We start from the raw sequence: 20,364 nt of genomic DNA on the forward strand, positions 1-20,364 counted from the left end.
AAATGGAATTCGAGAATTTTCCTGTGGAGAATGCACACAGAATACTTACTCCAAGGCCAACCGTCATTGTAACCACGGTGGATGAGGAGGGGAATATAAATGCGGCCCCATTTTCCTTCACCATGCCTGTGTCAATTGACCCCCCAATTGTGGCCTTTGCATCTGCACCTAGCCACCACACCGCAGTGAATGTTGAGGACACCCATGAGTTTGTACTTAACATAACGCCGGTGGATATAATTGATGAGATGTGGGTAACCGCCAGGGACTTCCCGGCGGGTGAGAATGAACTTGAGGCCGCAGGTCTTAACTGGATTCCATCGGAGAGGGTTAAGCCCCCAAGGATAGCCGAGGCGGTCGCGCACCTTGAATGTGAACTCCTCAGGATGTGTGAGGTCGGGGACCACAACCTCATAGTGGGGTCCGTTGTGAATGCCTCGGTCTGCTCTGGATGCATAAGGGATGGTCTCCTTGATGTTGAATCGGTTAAGCCAGTCCTCCATGTGGGCGGTACAGTGTTTGTTGTTGGGGATCATGTGAAGCGCATTGAATAGGTGGTTTATGATGTTTGAGAGGATCATGGTCCCAACCGATGGTTCAGAGTATGCAGCAAAGGCTGAGGACCTTGCCATTGAACTTGCAGGGCGTCTGGGGTCTGTTGTGGTTGCTGTGCATGTTATTGATGAGAAGCTGATCTACCCCTTTGATGTCCTTGAGGACGAGGGAAAGGAGATCCTGGCGGCTGTGCAGAGGAAGGGTAGGGAGGCCGGTGTCCAGGTGGATGAGGTCCTGGTATTTGGGAGTCCCGCGCATGATATGAAGAAGATAGCTGAGAAAACAGGGGCGGACCTTGTGGTTATCGCATCCCATGGGCGTTCAGGTCTTGAGAAGCTTCTTATGGGCAGTGTGGCCGAGACCACCCTCAAAACAGTTGAGGTACCGGTACTCCTTGTTAAATAGAACTCCCTTTTTCCCACCGAAAGCTATATATAAATGATATATCATTATTTGATATATCAAAATTTGATATATAGTATTTCGATGTATGAGGTGTTATGTTGAGAAGGGTGTTTAGAGGAATCCGGGAGTACCTTACGGACTGGAAGAACCTGTTAACCCATACCGTTGTGGGTGTGCTTATACTAGCAGTTGCGGTTTATGCCCCTGTAAGTCCTTATGTGAGGATGGGTTTTGTTGGCTGTGTAGTGGGCTTCAATGTGGTCAGGATGAAATATTTTGACTGAACAAATTAACATTCTATTTCTCTTATTCTATTTCCTTAATAAAAAAATGGAAAAATGGGGTTTTAGATACTCACATAGTTTGGGAGTCTTTTGTAGGTTCCATAGAACCCTATGGTTTTACTGTAGATGTAGACGAGTCTTGTGAATGGTATTTTCCCATACCCGGTTGTTGCGTATCTGGGGGCCCGTTTGTAGGTGTTTATGAAGTTTCTTATGGTGATTGCTGTGGATATGTAAGCTGATTTTGAGAGTTTGATTGATCTGGAGGTTCCTGTTGAGCCTGCGTAGCCGACGGTTCGTGGGCTTAGTGGTTTCAGGTTGCCTGCATTGATCTGGATGGTTGCACGTACAAGGAGGTCCAGGAACTGTGCCATTGTGAATCCTTTTCCTGAGATTGTCACTGAAGATGGGAGTCTTTTATAAAGCACGTAGTATTTTTTGACCCAGTTTGCAGTTCCTGCGAGCTGGTTTATTGTTATAACTGCAGTTACCAGTTTAGGTGGGAGTGTGTCGATTGTTACGTTGTAGGTTCCTGGTTGCAGTGTTTTTATGAATTCAATGGTTTTTGTTTCTCCAGGGTTTAGGGTGACTGTCTGGTTTTTTATGGGTTTCTGGTTTATTTTGAGGGTTGCTGTGTAGTCTCCGGGGATGTCTCCTGTGTTGGTGATGTTGGCTTTGACTGTGATGGTTAGTGGTGCTACTCCGGTTGTGGGTGTGACTGTTAAGTTGCTTAGTGCGAAGGTTGCTGGTTGCAGGACTGTGACTGTGATGTTAACCGTTTCGTTGTCAACTTTGGCATATACTGTGGCGCTCCCCCTGGTGTTGAGGTTGGTTAGTGTTGAGGTGGCGGTGCCATCTGTGAAGTTTGTGTCGGTTATTGAGCCGAAGGTTGTGGAGAAGTTTGCTAGTCCTTTGTATGGGATTATGCCTTCAGTTGGGTCGTGCAGTGCTCCGTCACTGTCGTGCTGGAGGTCCGCGGTTATCTGTGAGGTTTCCCCTATGAGTACTGTGTCTGGGTTGGCATTTATTCTAAGGACGATCCATGGGTTGTATGTTACATTTGCTGAGACAAGGCTTGAAAAGTCTGGATTGTTGGATCCCCACCAGTTGAATCGGGCATCCACAGCACTATAATCTGCGTAGACATTTAGACCTGTCTGGTCCGGGTTGTTGAATATACGGCAGAACATTATTTTGGCTGGCTGTGAGCAACTACGCACAATTATTGCTCCAGCAAGGTTTGCTGTGTTGTTGGTGAGTGTGGTGTTTGTCATGGTTAATGTGCAGGATAAATATATGTATATTGCTCCTCCATTGGTTGCTGTGTTGTTGGTCAGTGTGCTGTTTGTTATTGTTACCGTGGAGCGAAAATGTGCGTATATTGCTCCTCCATTGGGTGCTGTGTTGTTGGTCACTGTGGTGTTCCCTATAGCTACCATGGAGGAATCTGCGAATATTGCTCCTCCTAAATTGGGTGCTGTGTTGTTGGTCAGTGTGCTGTTTGTTATTGTTACCCTGGAGGACTGTGCGTATATTGCTCCTCCATGATACAGGTTTACGGTGTTGTTGATCAGTGTAGTGTTTGTTATTGTTACCGTGGAGAAAAGTGCTCCTATTGCTCCTCCATGATACGAGTTTGCTGTGTTTTGTGTGAATGTGCTGTTTGTTATTGTTACCCTGGAGGAGGAATCTGCGAATATTGCTCCTCCAAATCGTGATGTGTTGTTTAGGAGTAGGCAGTTTTGGATTGTGAGGTTTGCATTGTAGATGTATATTGTCCCTGAGGTGGTGGTTGAGTAAGCGTTTCTTATTGTTAGATTTGATAGTTTGAGGTCCTTTGTGACTGTGAATAATCTTGGGTTTCCTTCGAGGTTTATGATGGTGCCTTCTGTTGTCTGACCTGTGATTGTCAGGTTCTTGTCGATGGTCACGGCCCTGTTATCTGGGCCGGTGTATTCGCCGTCTGCAAGCCATATAACGTCATTGTCTGCAGCTGATCCAGTTGCATTCTTTATGGTGGCCTTTGCCGTTGCCCATGAGAGTCCATCGTTGTTGTCATTCCCCCCAGTGGCATTAACGTAGATGTCCACTGCACTGGCCGTCCCAGAAAAGGCTATTGCAATAAGACCCAGCAAGATTAAAGGAAGATGTCTTTTCATTTAAATCAACTCTGAGTCTTCTATTGCACCTTCAGTACAATGACTTGGTACAGTATAGATATAGTTGTGGCAACTATTAAATTTTTTTAAAATCTTTTGAAATTAAAATATTAAGGATTTTTTCGTTTAATTTATTTTAAAAGCTCTGTTAATTGTTCAAGAATTTATTTATTCTTTCCTCTAGCATCTAATGGGTCTTCCTGAAGGAGGCGATTCGATGATTTAAAGGTTCTCATGGAAACATTATAGATAATTTTAAATTTTTAAAGAGTAATAATAATATAGTGTCTCTAAAATTAAAGAGAAAGGTGTTAAACTTGAAAAGATACAAATGCAGGGTTTGTGGATACATCTACGACCCTAAGAAGGGTGAACCAAGGACAGACACACCACCCGGAACACCATTTGAGGACCTCCCTGAAACATGGAGGTGCCCATCATGCGGTGCAAGGAAGAAGATGTTCAAACCACTGGACTGAGAGGTGAATAAATGGATAAATACGTCTGCCAGATGTGCGGATACATCTACGACCCTGAAGAGGGAGACCCCACATCAGGGATAGAACCCGGAACACCATTTGAGGAGCTCCCCGACGACTGGGTATGCCCTGTATGTGGAGTTGGAAAGGACCAGTTCAAGAAGATGGATTAAATGAAAGCCAGAAGAATTGCAGATGGGGTTTACTACACCGGTATCATTGACTGGGACCGGAGGACCTTCGATGAGCTTGTAGCCCTCCCACGGGGCACAAGCTACAACTCATACATCGTCTCTGGAAGCAGTGCCACGGCACTCATTGATTCTGCAGAGCCCTCAAAGAGCAGCGAATTCCTTGAGACCATAAGGGAGATGGAAACTGACATCAACTACATAATCTCCCAGCACGCAGAACAGGACCACTCAGGTACAATCCCGGAACTCCTTGACATGTACCCTGACGCGGAGGTCCTGGGGACACCTGCCTGCATTGAACTCCTCAGGGAACTTTTAAGGATCGATGGAAACTTCAGGGCAATTGAGGATGGCGAAAAGCTCTCCCTGGGTGATAAGACGCTGAGATTCATTGTAACACCATGGGTGCACTGGCCTGACACCATGGTAACCTACCTTGAGGAGGAGCGGATACTCTTCACCTGCGACTTCTTTGGATCACACCTTGCAACATCAGACATCATGGAGGTGCCTGAGGGTTTCCTGAGGGAGGCCAAGAGGTACTACGCCCATATCATGATGCCCTTCAGCCAGATGGTCACATCCAACCTCAGGAAGATCTCGGACCTTGACATATCACTCATAGCACCATCCCACGGCCCCCTTGTATCCATACCCGACCTTATAATCGATGCATACAGGGGATGGACCTCAGGGGGCAGTAAAACGGTGATCGCATACACCACCATGCACGGGAGCACGGGGATCATGGTTGAAAGACTCACAGAGAAGCTCATGGAACTTGATGTGAGTGTGAGACCCATCAATGTTGCAGAGTCCGATACAGGGGAATTCCTCACGGAACTCGTCGATGCCTCAATCCTGGTTGTAGCATCACCCACGGTACTCACAAGGCCCCACCCGGCAGTTGCATCGGCATTATACCTTGTTAATGCACTGAGACCCCCTGTGAAGCACGTTGCACTGATTGGATCATATGGGTGGGGGACACTCATTGAATCCGAGGTCAAGGGTCTGCTATCCAACATGAACGTGGAGTACCTTGAACCAGTCCTTGTGAAGGGCCTTCCCACGGAGGAGGACCTTCAGAGGATAGATGAACTTGCCATTCAGATAAAGAAAATAATAGGGGGTGAATTAAATGGTAAGTGAAAGGATGCAGGAGGCCCTCAACAGGCAGCTAAACGCTGAGCTCTACTCAGCATACCTCTATCTTTCAATGGCAGCCTACTATGAGGCCTCTGACCTCCCGGGATTTGCAAACTGGATGCGTGTCCAGGCCCAGGAGGAACTTGCGCACGCAATGAAGTTCTACGACTACCTTGTCCAGAGGGGTGCAAGGGTCGTGCTTGAGGAGATAGAGAAACCACCATTCGAGTGGGAGTCCCCACTGGAGGTATCCAAGCATGTCCTGGAACATGAGAGGAAGGTGACAGGACTCATAAATGACCTTGTTGACCTTGCAATCTCAGAGAGGGACCATGCAACCAACAATTTCCTCCAGTGGTTCGTGGCAGAACAGGTTGAGGAGGAGGAATCCGCGGGTTCAGTGCTCCAGAAGGTGCGCCTTGCATCGGATTCACCAAGCGGCCTCCTCATGCTTGACGCGGAACTTGGAAAGAGGGTTTACAACCCACCAGCAAATGAGAAGGGGGGATAATTTATGGGGGAGAAGGTATACGAACTCAGAAAGGTTAAGAAGAAGGGGCGTGGCATGCCCCTCATAGGGGATAAATTCCCAGAAATGGAGGTCCAGACAACCCATGGGATGATGAAACTCCCGGCTGAATTCAAGGGGAAATGGTTCATACTCTTCAGCCACCCTGCAGACTTCACACCTGTCTGCACAACGGAGTTTGTGGCGTTCCAGGAGGTCTACCCTGAACTGAGGGAACTAGACTGTGAACTTGTGGACCTCAGTGTTGACCAGGTCTTCTCACACATCAAGTGGATCGAATGGATAGAGGAGAACCTTGACACTGAGATCGAGTTTCCTGTGATAGCGGATACCGGGAGAGTCGCTGATACCCTTGGCCTCATACACCCGGCGAGGCCCACAAATACGGTGAGGGCGGTATTCGTGGTTGACCCCCAGGGAATAATCAGGGCGATACTCTACTATCCACAGGAACTTGGAAGGAACATACCTGAGATCGTGAGGATGATACGAGCCTTCAGGGTCATAGATGCCGAGGGGGTCGCTGCACCTGCAAACTGGCCCAATAACCAGCTCATAGGTGACCATGTGATAGTCCCACCGGCATCTGATATTGAAACCGCCAGGAAAAGGAAAGAGGAATACGAATGCTACGACTGGTGGCTCTGCCACCGCAGCACAGGTGGTGATTAGATGGAGAAAAAATTCTATGAACTCCCTGAACTCCCATACCCCTACGATGCCCTTGAACCATACATATCAGAGGAGCAGCTGAGGATACACCATGAGAAGCACCATCAGGCCTACGTTGATGGGGCCAACGGCATCCTCAGAAAACTGGACGATGCCAGGGAGAATGACGAAGAAGTTGACATCAAGGCGGCACTCAAGGAACTCTCATTCCACGTTGGGGGCTACGTCCTGCACCTATTCTTCTGGGGTAACATGGGACCCGCAGATGAGTGCGGAGGAGAACCAGGGGGACGGCTTGCAGAGTACATAAAGAAGGACTTCGGAAGCTTTGAACGATTTAAAAAAGAGTTTTCTCAGGCTGCTGTGAGTGCGGAGGGCTCAGGATGGGCTGTACTCACCTACTGCCAGAGGACCGACAGGCTCTTCATAATGCAGGTTGAGAAGCACAATGTCAACGTGATACCCCACTTCAGGATCCTCATGGTCCTGGATGTATGGGAACACGCCTACTACATTGACTACAGGAACGTGAGACCCGACTACGTTGACGCATTCTGGAACATCGTAAACTGGAAAGAGGTTGAAAAACGCTTCAACGACCTCTTTTAATATTATTTTTTTAGAACAGTTTTCTATTTCTTAACTTTGGTTCATTCACGATATTGGAGGCTGATTAAGTATATAAAGTTTATTAAATCAAGAAACAGAATTTATGAATTTATACGGTGTCCTGTTTCATCATGATACCCTCAACTGATGAGAGGATCCCAAGTATAAAAGTTGTTGCACCTAGTAAAAAACGAAATATACTGTTGGAGTGCCACAGAAGTATACCTCCTAAGAGGGAGAAGAGTATGCCTTCTGCTATTATTAGCAATGGAGGGTTTCTCTTTCTGTAAATAATAGCCAGTATAAGGATTATTGGCAGAATCAGTGTTATGAATGTTAATACCCATTCCATATGTCCACTCATCCTATCAGCGACATCAACTGTGGATACGTAGAGGAGGATTAGAAAGATGCTCCCCTCCAGAACAGGAACAGTAGACCCCCTTTTCATGACCCTTAATTCTCCGCCACATTCGCATGTGTAGTCTTCAGGGTTTTCATCATCTTTTAGATTGTATTCATGGCCACATTCCTTACATTTAACCTTCAACTCAACACCCCATTTATTGAAAACTTTTATTCCTGAAAGTTTATATGATATTACTCTGAGAAAAGACCTGTGCTGAAACCCTGATGTATTATTATTGGAAGTATAAGTATGTCAATAGCGGATTAAAGTAGACAAAAAGGCCAATATTTATTTTTAAATCACCATAAACATCTAAGAGTTACACTGATTCGGGAATGATTCAGATGATCTGGAACAGGGAAATGGAATGCATAGGCAGGGAGGAACTGGAGGAACTTCAGCTTAAAAGGCTTCAGGACACAGTAAGGAGGGCATATGAAAACGTACCCTACTACCATGAGATGTTCGAGAGGGAGGGTGTGTACCCGGAGGACATAGAGTCACTGGATGACATCACAAGGTTGCCCTACACCACCAAGGATGACCTCCGCAGGGTCTACCCCTTTGGAATGTTCGCTGTCCCGAGGAAGGAGATAGTGGAGGTCCACACATCCTCAGGGACCACAGGAAAACCCGTGGTATCAGGCTACACCAGGGAGGACATAGAGATATGGAGTGAGGTCATGGCCAGGGGCCTAACAATGATGGGCCTCACAGAGGATGACGTCATCCAGAACACCCATGGCTACGGGCTATTCACAGGGGGATTCGGGGTCCACTACGGTGCCCAGAAGATCGGGGCAACCGTTATCCCCATCTCAACCGGACAGACAAGAAGGCAGATAGAGATAATGAAGGACTTCGGGACAACGGTCATGATATTCACCCCCTCCTATGGCCTCTACCTCTCTGAGGTTGCAGCTGAGGAGGGCTTTAACCCTGCCGAATCCCAGTTAAAGGCCATAGGATTCGGGGCTGAGATGTGGACAGAGGAGATGAGGGCCGAGATAGAGAGGAGGTTCAATGCACCGGCCTTCAACATATACGGCCTCACCGAAATCATGGGCCCGGGGGTTGCAATGGAGTGCGGTGAGAAGAATGGCCTCCACGTTGCAGAGGACCACTTCTACCCTGAGATCATAGACAGGAACGGGGAAAGGGTCGGCCCAGGTGAACGGGGAGAACTGGTACTCACAACCCTCACACGGGTGGGGATGCCGGTCATACGGTTCAGGACAAAGGATATAACCTCAATAGACTATGAGCCCTGTGCCTGCGGCAGGACCCTTGCAAGGATCTCAAGGATAACCGGCAGGGTCGATGACATGCTCAAGGTCAGGGGTGTTTCAGTGTTCCCCTCCCAGATAGAGAAGGCGCTCCTCCGCATAGATGGTATTGAGCCACACTACCAGATAATAGTGACAAGGCCCCACCTCATGGATGAACTTGAGGTGAGGGTGGAGACCTCCCCTGAACTCTTCTCAGATGACATCCGGCAGATGGTGGAGACCAGGGACCGGATAGAGGAGTTCATAGAGAACGAGATAGGCCTCAGGGTTAAGGTGACCCTGGTTGAACCAGGCACGATACCCAGGAGTGAGGGTAAGGCAGTGAGGGTGATAGATAAGAGGAACCTTTAAATTTATGGTGATACCATGAGGGTTAAGCAGATATCAATATTTCTTGAAAACAAGAAGGGAAGGCTCTGGAAGGCTCTGAGTACACTTGCAGAGGCAGGTATAAATCTGAGGGCACTATCACTTGCAGATACATCAGAATTCGGGATACTCAGGCTCATAGTCCCTGAACCTGAACGCGCGGCAGATGTACTTGAGGAGAGCGGCTTTGTTGTTAAGCTGAAGGACGTAGTCGCAGTTGAGATGGATGACAGGCCAGGGGGCCTTGCATCAATCCTTGAGGTCCTCAAGGACTATGACCTGAACCTTGACTACATATACGCATTTGTCCATGAAAAGAAGGATAAGGCGATACTCTTTGTGAGTACAGAGGACCTGGATGCCCTTGAAGGTGCCCTGGGGGATGCAGGGATCCGGATGGTTCCACCAGAGGAGGTCTACTCCCTCTGAGCGGAAGATTCAAGCATATCATGCTGGGGGTTTACTCCCCCTTCACCCGGACATCCTCAACCGAATACTCTATGCCCTCCTCTTCCAGCTTCTTTGTTATGCTCCTGCTCATTTTACCAACCGCAAGTACAAGGACATTCAAGCCCCTCTTTGCGGCTGCAAGGGCAGCATATGGGGTTGCAAATTCAAAATCAACATTCAGGTTTAATTTGGTCGCAGCAGCCCTTGAAACGGTCCCCATTATTCCTATCCTGTCCTGACCATGCGTTAGTTCCCTTATCCTTTCAAGGTCCGCTGTCCCTGAACCGCCCTCTGATATCCCAGGGAGAACCGCGATGGTCACCTTCCCCCTCTGGAGGGGTATGGTGCCGCCAAGTTCTGTTAGGGCCACATCCTCACCCTCTGAGGCACTGTTCATGACTATGGCATGGGCTTTCCCATTGGTTCTTCTCCGGGCGTAGAGGACGCCGTCATCCATGAAGAGCTCAACCTCGTCACCAGCGCTGAGGTCCTCCCATGCGATGGCGGGCCAGATGGACTTGTAGGAACTCATGTACTCCAGGACCTCATCGGCATACTGCCTGAGGCTCACCGCAGCCATTTTGAGCTTCTCACCACCCCTACGGGTTATCTTGTAGTGGGACCTTCCGCTCCCTGCCTCCACAAGGCCCTCTGCTATGAGGCTCTTTATGTTCTCAGACACTGCCTGGACAGTTATTCCCAGTTCATCTGCTATATCCCGTTGCCTCACATAGGGCTGACGCCTTGCTATCTCACTCAGCACCTGGAAACGTGTAAGTTCACCCTTCTTTCTGAAAGCCTTCATCCATTCACCTTCACCTTTTCTATGGCCCTGTTAAGGAGTCTGAGGAATTCATCCCCATTCTCAGCTGGTATGTATGCTCCGCAGGCAGTGGCATGACCGCCACCGCTACCCCCAACCTTCTCAGCCACCCTCTGCATGATTGAACCGAAGTGTATGCCGTCAAATGCCAGTAGGCGCGAACATCTGAGCGAAATTTTAAGCCCATCACCGGTTTCAGCAAGCCCTACCATGGGCCTCCTCCAGTCACCGTAGCCCAGTAGCATACCGGCAACGGTACCCACAACCTCGGTTTTCACTTCGGGGGCATGGAAGTACTGGAGATTATCCATATCCATTATGAGTTCCTCGTCCATTATCGTGTCAAGGGTAACCGCCAGGTAGGCCCTGTGTTCCGTGAGGACACCCTCAAGTTCCTCCAGTTTTTCATGGCGATCACCCCCGATGATATCCATCGCAAGCTTCCACCTTGAGTTGCGGTTGCATGCGTTTACTGCGGTGGAGAACTCTGAGAGGTCCCTGAATACTGTGTACCTCTCCTCTGATCTTAACTCGTAGACCTCACCGAGTATGAGCCTCGGGAGGTATTCATGGTACCTTCTGGGGACCTCGTTGACCATCATACGGTATATCTCGTTGAAGAGTTTCCTCTTCTCATCATCGGTGAGGTCACAGAGCCTCCTCTGGGTTTCGCCGTTTTTCAGGGGTATGCCCAGGTTCTTAAGCCTTGCTATGCACTCGTTGGTATTGTTTGTTGTTGGGAGGGTGACATCCCCGAAGTATGAGAGGGCACTTACGATGGACCTGGTGTGTCTACCGTAGATTGTAAGGTCACTGCAGCACTCAACCGCACCCTCCCTTATGCTGTCCTCAAGGATCAGCCGGTTGGCCCCAACCATCTTACCGGTCCTGATGTTCTGCATGTCACCCACCGCGGCAAGGAGTCCCATCCAGCTGAGATCAGTGTATCCGAACTGCCTTGCAAGTAGATATGACAGGCCCCCACCTGAGATGCTGGTTGAACCATCCATTCCATAGAAGATGGGATTTATTTCAAGGAGCTCACCCCGTGGAGGTTCAAAGTTTCTATTTCGCACGGGGGGGTGGTGGTCGAGTATGAGAACACGGGAGCTCCTTTTCATGTTTTCATGGACCATCTGTCCGGATCCAAGGTCACTGAAAACTGTTAGATCCGGGCCATGTTCAACCTCAGGGACCTCATTGATGTTGATTATGCTGATCTCATGGTCCTTCCCGAGGCCCTCAAGGAGTTTGCTGAGGATGGTTGCCGCTGTTATACCATCACAGTCTGTGTGGCTGTAGACTGTAACCGTCTCAGCCTCCTCAATCAGCTTACGGGCCCTTCTGAGCGCACCTTCAAGTTCGTCCATGTTCATTATCCCATACCCTCAGTTCTTCTTTGAGGACCTCAAAAGCCTTGCAAGTTTTATGAGGAGTTCCCTCTTGCTCCCCTCATATTCAACAATAACCCTCCCTGATGATTCCCACCATGAGGAAGGGTATGACTTATCAGATTCCATACGGGCTTCAAGCTGGAGTTTTTTTGCAGCCCTGAGTATTTCACTGGCAGTTGGGGATTCAACCGCGTATTCAAGGGGCACCCTTCGCCCCTGGCTCCGTGACTTTCGTGAATCGAGATAGGCTGGCCATATTATCATTGTTCACCCTCCATCATCCTCTCTGAAAGTTCGGCTAGCATGTCCCTGACAGTGTACCTCTCGGGGATGACTGCATCAAGGCCATACTCCTCAAGTTTCCTGAGGGTTATGGGGCCTATTGCAGCCACGTGTATCCCCCTGAGGGCATGGATAAGATCCCCCTCCTTATCACCTGCAATTTTAAACAGGTTTTCCACTGTGAGGGGACTTGTGAATGTAACAGCATCCACCTTCCCTTTGAGTATACCATCTATCATTTCCTCTGCCGGTGATGTATCTGCTGGTATCCCCGATTGGTAGGCCTCTGCAACAAGGACCTCCGCGCCCATCTTCTCAAGTCCCAGAGGGAGGACCCTCCTTGCAGAGAGTGTCCTTGGAAGGGCCACCCGCATCCCCTTGAGGTCGTATTTTCTGAGGGCCTCCAGGAGACCCTCCGCGGTGTAATCTTCAGGCACCAGATCCACCCTGAGACCCCTTTCGGATGCTGCACGGGCGGTCTTGGGTCCTATGACCGCGACAATACAGTCACCCCTGATTTTCTCATGAAAGTCCCTGCATGTGCCAAACAGGGATTCAACAGACGCCGGAGAGGTGAATATAACCAGGTCCCATTCAGGGGCCCTCCTGCACACCTCTCTGAGGGAATCTGTTTTCAGGATCCGCAGCTCGAGGGTTGGGGCGACAAGGGCCCTTCCACCGGCACCCTCGATCAGTTTAACAGCAGCAGACACCCGCTCGGCGGGCCTTGTGAGGGCGATGGTCTTACCCCTGAGACCCTCTAATTTCCCGGTAGACATTAACAACCTCACCCACCACTATGATTCCAGGCGGCCTCAGATCCTTTTCTGCTATGTCCTCAAGGGTGCCGAGGATAACCCTCTCATCCTCTGTTGTACCATTCTCAATCACACATACAGGGGTTTCAGGGGGACGGTGCTTCATTATCTCCTGCATGTTCTCCCGCACGTTACCGACACCCATGAGTATTATGAGGGTGTCGGCCCTGTAATCCCAGTGTACCTGTTTTTCAGGTTTTGTGGGGTCCTCGTGTCCTGTGACAACAGTGAATGATGTTGCAACGCCCCTGTGGGTCACAGGGAGCCCTGCAGATGTGGGGACGCCCACAGCGGAGGTCACACCTGGAATGACCCTGGCCTCGACTCCGGCCTCCCTGAGCGCAAGGAGTTCCTCGCCACCCCTTCCGAACACGAATGGGTCGCCGCCCTTGAGCCTCACCACTGTGTCATGCTTCTTTCCTTCCTCAACCAGGATCCTGTTTATCTCATCCTGTGTTTTGTGGTGTTCACCGGCCTTTTTACCCACGTATATCAGTTTTGCGTCTTCAGGGGCGTATCTGAGTATCTCCTCCCCTGCCAGCCTGTCATACACAACGACGTCAGCCCTCTCGAGAACCCTTATGGCCTTAAGTGTTATGAGTTCAGGGTCCCCTGGACCCGCCCCAACAAGATAAACCACCATGATAATCACCTTTTTGCTCTGAATCAGATCTTCATTATGCCCCTGAAGAATTTGAAGCCGTCCTCTGATCCGAGTATCGTCTCTGAGGCCCTTTCGGGGTGGGGCATCACAGCACATACCAGTCCTGATTCATCGCAGACCCCTGTTATCCCATCAAGGGAGCCGTTGGGGTTTTCACCATGGAACTGCAGCACGACCTGGTCGTTATCCCAGACCTCGCTGACGTTTTCATGGTAGTATCTCCCCTCTGCATGGGCAACAGGCATCCTTATAACCTCATCCCTTCTGAAAAGTCCTGTGAAGGGGGTTCTTGTGGTCTTAACCTGGAGGCTGGTCCACTGGCAGTTGAATTTGGGGTGCTCGTTCACGGTGAAGACCCCCGGGACAAGGCCGACCTCCGCCAGGATCTGCGCACCGTTACATATTCCGAGAACAGGTTTCTCCTCCTTCACCAGCTCCTTAACAGCATCCATAACGGGTGTTATGGCTGCGATTGCACCTGCACGCAGGTAGTCCCCGTATGAGAAGCCCCCAGGGATTATAACCGCGTCCAGGTGTCCCAGGTCCCGCTGATTCCACCATACATACTCGGGCTCTGCCCCTGCGAGTTCAAGGACATGGTAAACGTCACGGTCACAGTTGGATCCAGGAAACCTTATAACTCCCACCCTCATGTTTCAGCCTTCCATTTCCGTTATACTGAACTCGTAGTCGTGGATAACCGGGTTGCAGAGGAGGCGCTGGCACATATCCTCCACCTCCCTCCTGACATCCTCGGGACTCTCCTCATCCATGGTGAATGTTATGATGTCACTTGTATCGGTATTCTCCACCTCATATCCAAGGAGTGCCAGGGCCCTCTCAATCGTGGACGCCTCAGGGTTGAGCATGCCCTTCTTGAGCCTTATTCTGACCTCAACCATAAATTTCATCCCATCACCTCAGATTTTAACGTTCCATCTTTCAATGTCTTCCCTGTCAAGTATCATCTCAGCAACCCTTCTGTAGGCGCTCACAACGCCCTCCTCTCCCCGGCGGAATATGTCCTTGTCCAGTGGTTTCCCGGTCTCCATGTCCCAGAGGCGGCAGGTGTCAGGGCTCACCTCATCCCCCAGACGTATCCTCCCAGAGGAATCCCTTCCGAATTCCAGTTTGAAGTCAGGCAGAATTATGCCCTTTTCTCTGAAGAACTCCACAAGGACATCGTTTATCTCCAGTGTCATCCTCCTTATCTCTGAGATCTCGTCCCTGGTTGCTATCCCAAGGGCGAGGATTATGTCCTCATTGAGCATGGGGTCACCGTGTTCGTCGCTCTTGTAGTCCATCTGTATGATCGGGGGCCTGAATTCCTGCCCCTCAGTGAAGGGGAACCTTCTAACAATACTTCCCGCTGCAATGTTCCTCAGTATAACCTCTATGGGTATCATCTCAAGTTTCCTTGCAAGCATGCAGCCGGGTTCCGGGAGTTCCAGGTACTGGGTTGGTACACCGGCCCCCTCAAGGACCTCAAATATTTTGGCTGAAATAACAGAGTTATAGTAGCCCTTCATTTCAAGGGTGTCCTTCTTTTCACCGTCACCTGCGGTTATATCGTCCCTGAACCTCACGGCAACGATTTCAGGGTCATCTGTCATGAGAACATCCTTTGCCTTACCACTGTAGAGTGGGCCATCTATTTTCACGTTCATACTATCACTTTTAAAGCCTTGAGATTAGATCTCTCCTCTAAGACTTATATATGTGTAAATCTTATTAGAGTTATATTACGATTCAGTTTATATAACCTTGTGAACCTTATCATGCTTCTAAGGGTGATTAAATGTGTGGCATTGTGGCTTGTATACTCAAAGATAACAGGGCGGCGCCGGTACTCCTTGAATGCGTCAGGAGACTTGAGTACAGGGGCTATGACTCTGTAGGTATTGCAACGGCAGACCCCCAGATAAAAATCAAGAAGGACAGGGGTAAAATCGACGAGGTGGACTCAGAGCTGGATCTCGCTGATCTACCAGGCAGCATGGGGGTAGCCCATGTCAGGTGGGCCACACATGGCCTTCCAACCGCCGAAAACGCCCACCCACACACAGACTGCACTGGAGAGATAGCAGTCGTTCACAACGGGATAATAGAGAACTACCTGGAGGTTAAGAAGGAGCTTGAATCAGAGGGACATGTCTTCAGGTCCGAGACAGACACAGAGGTGATACCGCACCTCATAGAGAAGTACATGGATGAGGGTATGGACCTTGAAGCCGCAACAGCCACAGCACTCAGTAAACTTAGGGGAGCATATGCCATTGCAGCCATATCCTCGAGGGAACCCGGCAGGGTGGTGGGTGCAAGGAAGGAAAGCCCCCTCATAGTGGGTGTTGGTGATGGCGAGTTCTTCCTGGCCTCTGATGTCCCGGCCATCCTGAACCACACCAAGAACATCATATACCTGGATGACGGTGAGATGGTCATAATTGATGGTGATGTGAGGATAAGGGACCTTGATGGTAACACTGTGAGAAAGGAGGTCCATGTCATTGACTGGACAGCTGACATGGCTGAAAAGGCAGGATACGATCACTTCATGATCAAGGAGATACATGAGGAGCCAGGAGCCGTCAGGGATACCCTCACAGAGATGGAGGATGTTATGCGTGTGGTGGAGGAGATAGGTGAGGTTGAAAGGGTATGCTTTGTTGCCTGCGGGACCTCCTACCATGCATCACTGGTCGGCAAGTACCTCTTTGAGAGCATCCTGGGCATACCCACCGATGTCATCCTTGCAAGTGAGTTCAGGTACTCTGCACGTGCCCTCACAGACAGGACCCTTGCAGTATTCATAAGCCAGTCCGGGGAAACAGCCGACACCCTTAATGCATTGAGATCCGCAAATTCGAGGGCCAAGACCCTGGCGATAGTCAATGTCCTTGGAAGCTCGGCAACAAGGGAGGCCCAGCATGTCCTCTACACGAGGGCGGGTCCCGAGATAGGTGTTGCAGCCACAAAGACATATGTGAGTCAGCTAACCATCATATACATGCTGGTGGCTGCAATGGGGGCCCCTGAACTCATTGAGAAACTTGAGATGGTTCCCGCTGTCATGGAGGAGGCCCTTGGAGATGAAAATAAGATAAGGGCACTTGCATCACGCTACAGCAGGGTGAGCGATTTCTTTTTCATAGGGCGTGGATTCTCCTATCCAACAGCCCTTGAGGGCGCCCTTAAACTCAAGGAGATAACCTACATTCATGGGGAAGGTTATGCTGCAGGGGAACTCAAACATGGCCCCCTGGCACTCATCGATGATGGGGTGCCTGTTGTTGCCATCTCACCCCCCGGGCCATGCCATGACAAGACCCTGAGCAATGTTGAGGAGGTCAAAGCACGCGGTGCGAGGGTTATAGGTGTTGGGAGCACCCTTGATGAGGCCCTCATGAAGGAGGCCGATGACTTCATAGGTCTGAGCCCTGATGTTGATGAGGTACTCTCACCCCTTGTGTACATCGTTCCCCTCCAGCTACTCTCGTACTATGTGAGTGTTGAACGGGGACTTGACCCTGATAAGCCAAAGAACCTTGCAAAGTGTGTAACCGTTGAATGATGGAGATGACAGGAACCATAAAGAAGTACTATGGGGCCCTGACGCTTTTATGCGTCCTCATGGGTCTATTGTTCCCCCAGTTTTCAGTTTTCTCAGGCTACACGCCCCTGCTTCTTGCGTTGCTGGTTTTCTCCCTTGTCATTGAACACAGCCTGGAGGACTTCGGGAGGATCATACAGCACCCCCAGTTCCTTGGCCTGGTCTCTGTGTCCAATTTTCTGTTATACCCACTTCTGGGGTTCCTTTTTATTAAAATATTCAACTTCAGCGGTGATATGGTTGCTGGAGTCATACTACTCTCATTTGCACCATCCCCGGTTGTCGCGGCCCTCTGGACCGAACTCTCCGGTGGGGACGGCACCCCTGCCCTCTCAGCTGCCCTTACATCCATGCTACTATCTGTTGCAGTTTACCCCGCTGTCCTCTACCTAATGGGTGTGGCCTCACCTTCAGTGGCGTTCAGGGTCTTTGAACTCCTTGTATTCACAGTGTTCCTGCCCGCGGTGGTTGCCCTAATTCTGAGGCTTGAGGAGGAGAGGCTCATACCTGCAAGGAAGACCCTCAACTTACTGTCGGCGATACTCGGGCTTGTTATAATTGTTGTTGCGGTTGCCCATATGTCAGGTTCTGCGAGAACTGGGGGGGTCATGGAGATCGTCCTTACGGTGTCTGTGATGCTACTTGCAGGTTTCACCTATGGCTTCATTCTCGGAAGGCTTAGAGGGGATGATGGGGCCGCATATGTTTACACGGCGGGCATGCGTGATGGTGTGATCCCTGTTGGTGTGGCCCTCACCTACTTTTCACCTGCAGTTGCACTCCCTGCCACGATTTTACTTGTGGTGATGCCGGTATTCACTGGAATTGTTTACTATCTGGTTAGAGGTGGAGAATAGGATGGTAAACACCCTTTAAGTAACAGTTATTCTTCAATTTTGGGGACCCTGACATTCCACCTCATTATAAGATACTCTTCAAGGTCGCTATCTGGAACCATCTTCACTTTTTTTCTTTTACGTATAATCTGGCCGAGGTTTCTGTAGGCATCATATTTTGCTCTGAGGATGACGAACTTTCTTCTCTTCAGATTCAGAAAAACCTGCAGGATCTCTGTGAAAAGGAAAAGTGGAAAATACTTCAACAGAAGTTTGAGGGGCATATTTTTGATGAAGGTCCATGTGTAGTTTCTCCAGTTATGATAGACTGTGAAATCACTTATGAATGGGTTGGTACCACCCTTGTAGTGGTATACCATGGCATCTGGGGTGTAACAGGAGTCCCACCCTGCATTCCTGAGTCTGAGTGCAAGATCAAAGTCCTCATAATAGGCAAAAAAATCCTCATCAAAATACTCGCCATCAACTTCGATGTCCTCAAGGGCATCTCTCCTGTATAAACAGGCGCCGGCACAGCATCCAAGGATCCTGCCACGTTCATCAAAATTTTTCACCGGTTCATAGGCGCCCCTGTTGAACCCAAGACCATTCTTCGAGTACTCAAGACCCGCTGAATCCATCAGATCCTCCTTCTGACCCCATATCATTTTTGCCTGAACGCTACCGACCTTTTTATTTTTTTCTGCCTCTTTGATTAGATTCTCTATGAAATCCTCGAGAACCACGGTGTCATTGTTGAGACAGATTATATATCTGCACTCAGGGTCAGCCATCGCAACCCTTATCCCCTGATTATTTGAGGTTGCAAAGCCAAGGTTTTCATCGTTTTCAATTAAGAGGATCTTCTGATTGATTAGATCCCCAAAATTCTTTTTTATAAGATCAACGGACCCATCAGATGATCCATTGTCAATGAAGACTATTCTGAAGTTATTATAAGTCTGTTTGAGGATTGATTTAAAATATCCATGGAGAAATCTGCGCCCATTTAAATTTGGGGTTATTATATACGTTTCTGTCATAGGATCACTTTTATCGAATAATTGTATTTTAATGAATTAGGAATTCCAGGTCAATTCAAGATCTAGTATCGAAATGTTTATTTGGTTCTAGTTTTATTGATTCAAAATTACAAATATGATTCGTTGACTTATGTATACTATCCCATATTAACAAGGTATTATAAAACCGATTCTTAAAACTTATTTGAGGGGACCAAATGAGAATTGCGATGATAATAGAGGCCTGGAAGCCTATATGTGGAGGGGGACAAGTAGTTGCCTATGAAGTCTGTAAAGGACTATCTGAGAATTACAATTGTGAGATAGACCTTTTTGTAATGAACCTCGAGGGCTACACAGGTCCAGAGGTTGAAAAAAGGAATGAAAATTTCAGGATAATCCATATTGGTAAAAAAAAGAAATGGAAATTTAAAGATAGATTAATTTGGCTGATTGAAGTTTTTTTTACCTTATTAAAAGAAAATAAAAAGTGTAACTATGAGATGATATATGCTCATTCAAATTTACCAGGTATTATTGCCAAATTGGCCTCATTTATACTCAAAGTGCCTTCAGTCTACCATGTGCATGGCAGTGGTGTTAGGGTGATCAGTGAAATGTACAATGAAACTCTTGCAGGAAAGATTATTTATGTTCTTGAAGACATCCTCCAGACAAAAATAAAATATGATCTTGAAATAACTGTTGATAGGGATTTTTTAAACTTTGAAAATGTTAATGAGCCCGTATACATCCCTAATGGGGTGGATCACTTAAATTTTAAAGCTAAACCTAAAAAAGAGAAAGAAACTTTCAATATACTCTTTGTCGGCAGATTACATCCTCAAAAGGGACTTAAAATCCTCATAGATGCTTCCAGAGATCTTAAAAATCTTCTTGAAAAGAAAAATGTAAGGATAATTATTGTTGGTGATGGGCCTCAACGCAGTGAACTTTGTTCTATTGTTTATGAATATGGACTTGATGGGATTTTTGAGTTCAAGGGTGAAAAACGTGGGAATGATCTTATAGAAGAATATGTTAGTGCTGATCTTTTTATTTTACCGTCACTCTATGAGGGATTTCCGCTTACAGTTTTAGAGGCGTGGGCTGCAAAACTACCAGTTCTTGTTTCAGATGTTGGGGATTTACCATATGTAATAAAGGACGGAGAAAATGGATTCTTATTTAAAGGTGGGAGTTCATCTGATTTAAAAAAAAAGCTCAGCAGAATACTGGAAATGGATACTTCATCACTGGCACAAATCGCGGAGAGATCATATAGCAAACTTATAGAGGAATATACATGGGATAAAATAGTACCAAAAATCTATGAAGAATTAAAAAAGGTCAGATGATCTGG

At 48.4% G+C, this 20,364-nt stretch carries 25 protein-coding genes; 14 read left to right on the forward strand and 11 right to left on the reverse strand.

All coding sequences use genetic code 11. From position 1 onward, the window contains the following. Window positions 1-2: 2 nt before the first annotated feature. The 3 genes from L5462_RS07445 (at window position 3) to L5462_RS07455 (ending at window position 1,244) form a co-directional block, all read left to right on the forward strand. Window positions 3-554 carry a flavin reductase family protein gene (locus L5462_RS07445; protein WP_237780148.1) on the forward strand — a complete coding sequence of 184 codons (552 nt, stop codon included), beginning with the start codon at window positions 3-5 and terminating at the stop codon, window positions 552-554. A gap of 10 nt (window positions 555-564) precedes the next feature. Beyond that, window positions 565-960, forward strand: coding sequence for a universal stress protein (locus L5462_RS07450; RefSeq protein WP_237780149.1), 396 nt, complete (start codon window positions 565-567; stop codon window positions 958-960). A 95-nt stretch (window positions 961-1,055) separates the two neighbouring features. Further along, on the forward strand, window positions 1,056-1,244 hold the full coding sequence (locus L5462_RS07455) for a hypothetical protein (RefSeq protein WP_370005135.1): 189 nt from the start codon (window positions 1,056-1,058) through the stop codon (window positions 1,242-1,244). A gap of 62 nt (window positions 1,245-1,306) precedes the next feature. On the opposite strand, the gene L5462_RS07460 is transcribed toward L5462_RS07455, so the two are convergent. Further along, window positions 1,307-3,403 carry a pseudomurein-binding repeat-containing protein gene (locus L5462_RS07460; RefSeq protein WP_237780150.1) on the reverse strand — a complete coding sequence of 699 codons (2,097 nt, stop codon included), beginning with the start codon at window positions 3,401-3,403 and terminating at the stop codon, window positions 1,307-1,309. 317 nt (window positions 3,404-3,720) lie between these two features. Between L5462_RS07460 and L5462_RS07465 the strand changes: the two genes are divergently transcribed. Genes L5462_RS07465 through L5462_RS07490 form a run of 6 tightly spaced genes read left to right on the forward strand, consistent with a single transcriptional unit; the run spans window position 3,721 to window position 7,035 of the window. Next, complete coding sequence (locus L5462_RS07465) at window positions 3,721-3,882, forward strand: rubredoxin (RefSeq protein ID WP_237780151.1); 162 nt, start codon at window positions 3,721-3,723, stop codon at window positions 3,880-3,882. 11 nt (window positions 3,883-3,893) lie between these two features. Continuing rightward, window positions 3,894-4,055 (forward strand): rubredoxin, encoded by a 162-nt coding sequence (gene rd, locus L5462_RS07470; RefSeq protein WP_237780152.1) that lies wholly within the window; start codon window positions 3,894-3,896, stop codon window positions 4,053-4,055. Continuing rightward, complete coding sequence (locus L5462_RS07475) at window positions 4,056-5,228, forward strand: FprA family A-type flavoprotein (RefSeq protein ID WP_237780153.1); 1,173 nt, start codon at window positions 4,056-4,058, stop codon at window positions 5,226-5,228. It begins immediately after the preceding gene. Continuing rightward, window positions 5,218-5,736 carry a ferritin gene (locus tag L5462_RS07480; protein WP_013295428.1) on the forward strand — a complete coding sequence of 173 codons (519 nt, stop codon included), beginning with the start codon at window positions 5,218-5,220 and terminating at the stop codon, window positions 5,734-5,736. The genes L5462_RS07475 and L5462_RS07480 overlap by 11 nt, the downstream gene beginning before the upstream one ends. 3 nt (window positions 5,737-5,739) lie before the next feature. After that, on the forward strand, window positions 5,740-6,426 hold the full coding sequence (locus tag L5462_RS07485; protein ID WP_237780154.1) for a peroxiredoxin: 687 nt from the start codon (window positions 5,740-5,742) through the stop codon (window positions 6,424-6,426). Further along, entirely contained in the window at window positions 6,427-7,035 is a 609-nt protein-coding gene (locus L5462_RS07490; protein WP_237780155.1) for a superoxide dismutase, read from the forward strand. Window positions 7,036-7,144: 109 nt separating this feature from the next. Here L5462_RS07490 and L5462_RS07495 read toward each other — a convergent pair whose 3' ends face one another. Next, the gene (locus L5462_RS07495) at window positions 7,145-7,585 is read right to left on the reverse strand and encodes a hypothetical protein (RefSeq protein ID WP_237780156.1); all 441 of its coding nucleotides are present in this window, start codon (window positions 7,583-7,585) and stop codon (window positions 7,145-7,147) included. Between the two features lie 203 nt (window positions 7,586-7,788). Here L5462_RS07495 and L5462_RS07500 point away from each other — a divergent pair, with 203 nt between their 5' ends. Together L5462_RS07500 and L5462_RS07505 are read left to right on the forward strand one after the other, a co-directional pair. Next, complete coding sequence (locus L5462_RS07500) at window positions 7,789-9,084, forward strand: phenylacetate--CoA ligase family protein (protein ID WP_237780157.1); 1,296 nt, start codon at window positions 7,789-7,791, stop codon at window positions 9,082-9,084. 15 nt (window positions 9,085-9,099) lie between these two features. Continuing rightward, window positions 9,100-9,531, forward strand: a complete 432-nt coding sequence (locus L5462_RS07505) for an ACT domain-containing protein (protein ID WP_237780158.1) — start codon at window positions 9,100-9,102, stop codon at window positions 9,529-9,531. A gap of 31 nt (window positions 9,532-9,562) precedes the next feature. Here L5462_RS07505 and L5462_RS07510 read toward each other — a convergent pair whose 3' ends face one another. The 8 genes from L5462_RS07510 to purC are packed head-to-tail and all read right to left on the reverse strand — an operon-like array spanning window position 9,563 to window position 15,200. Continuing rightward, window positions 9,563-10,357 (reverse strand): MarR family transcriptional regulator, encoded by a 795-nt coding sequence (locus L5462_RS07510; protein WP_237780159.1) that lies wholly within the window; start codon window positions 10,355-10,357, stop codon window positions 9,563-9,565. Next, complete coding sequence (recJ, locus tag L5462_RS07515) at window positions 10,354-11,751, reverse strand: single-stranded-DNA-specific exonuclease RecJ (protein WP_237780160.1); 1,398 nt, start codon at window positions 11,749-11,751, stop codon at window positions 10,354-10,356. Before recJ ends, L5462_RS07510 begins: the two co-directional genes overlap by 4 nt. A gap of 12 nt (window positions 11,752-11,763) precedes the next feature. After that, window positions 11,764-12,033, reverse strand: a complete 270-nt coding sequence (locus L5462_RS07520) for a signal recognition particle subunit SRP19/SEC65 family protein (RefSeq protein ID WP_237780161.1) — start codon at window positions 12,031-12,033, stop codon at window positions 11,764-11,766. Next, window positions 12,030-12,830: a uroporphyrinogen-III synthase gene (locus L5462_RS07525; protein ID WP_237780325.1), complete on the reverse strand. Its 801-nt coding sequence runs from the start codon at window positions 12,828-12,830 to the stop codon at window positions 12,030-12,032. The genes L5462_RS07520 and L5462_RS07525 overlap by 4 nt, the downstream gene beginning before the upstream one ends. Continuing rightward, a complete protein-coding gene (cobA, locus tag L5462_RS07530) occupies window positions 12,796-13,512 on the reverse strand; it encodes a uroporphyrinogen-III C-methyltransferase (RefSeq protein ID WP_237780162.1) in 717 nt (238 codons plus the stop codon). The genes L5462_RS07525 and cobA overlap by 35 nt, the downstream gene beginning before the upstream one ends. A gap of 23 nt (window positions 13,513-13,535) precedes the next feature. Continuing rightward, a complete protein-coding gene (gene purQ / locus L5462_RS07535) occupies window positions 13,536-14,186 on the reverse strand; it encodes a phosphoribosylformylglycinamidine synthase subunit PurQ (protein ID WP_237780163.1) in 651 nt (216 codons plus the stop codon). A 3-nt stretch (window positions 14,187-14,189) separates the two neighbouring features. Next, entirely contained in the window at window positions 14,190-14,444 is a 255-nt protein-coding gene (gene purS / locus L5462_RS07540) for a phosphoribosylformylglycinamidine synthase subunit PurS (protein ID WP_237780164.1), read from the reverse strand. Window positions 14,445-14,453: 9 nt separating this feature from the next. Continuing rightward, a complete protein-coding gene (purC, locus tag L5462_RS07545; protein WP_237780165.1) occupies window positions 14,454-15,200 on the reverse strand; it encodes a phosphoribosylaminoimidazolesuccinocarboxamide synthase in 747 nt (248 codons plus the stop codon). A 131-nt stretch (window positions 15,201-15,331) separates the two neighbouring features. Between purC and glmS the strand changes: the two genes are divergently transcribed. Next, a complete protein-coding gene (gene glmS, locus L5462_RS07550) occupies window positions 15,332-17,104 on the forward strand; it encodes a glutamine--fructose-6-phosphate transaminase (isomerizing) (protein ID WP_237780166.1) in 1,773 nt (590 codons plus the stop codon). Window positions 17,105-17,109: 5 nt separating this feature from the next. After that, window positions 17,110-18,000: a bile acid:sodium symporter family protein gene (locus L5462_RS07555; RefSeq protein ID WP_237780167.1), complete on the forward strand. Its 891-nt coding sequence runs from the start codon at window positions 17,110-17,112 to the stop codon at window positions 17,998-18,000. A 26-nt stretch (window positions 18,001-18,026) separates the two neighbouring features. On the opposite strand, the gene L5462_RS07560 is transcribed toward L5462_RS07555, so the two are convergent. Continuing rightward, the gene (locus L5462_RS07560; RefSeq protein WP_237780168.1) at window positions 18,027-19,022 is read right to left on the reverse strand and encodes a glycosyltransferase family 2 protein; all 996 of its coding nucleotides are present in this window, start codon (window positions 19,020-19,022) and stop codon (window positions 18,027-18,029) included. Window positions 19,023-19,231: 209 nt separating this feature from the next. Here L5462_RS07560 and L5462_RS07565 point away from each other — a divergent pair, with 209 nt between their 5' ends. Beyond that, on the forward strand, window positions 19,232-20,359 hold the full coding sequence (locus L5462_RS07565) for a glycosyltransferase family 4 protein (protein ID WP_237780169.1): 1,128 nt from the start codon (window positions 19,232-19,234) through the stop codon (window positions 20,357-20,359). Window positions 20,360-20,364 lie beyond the last annotated feature (5 nt).

Source organism: Methanothermobacter sp. K4, assembly GCF_022014235.1.
Taxonomy (GTDB): domain Archaea; phylum Methanobacteriota; class Methanobacteria; order Methanobacteriales; family Methanothermobacteraceae; genus Methanothermobacter.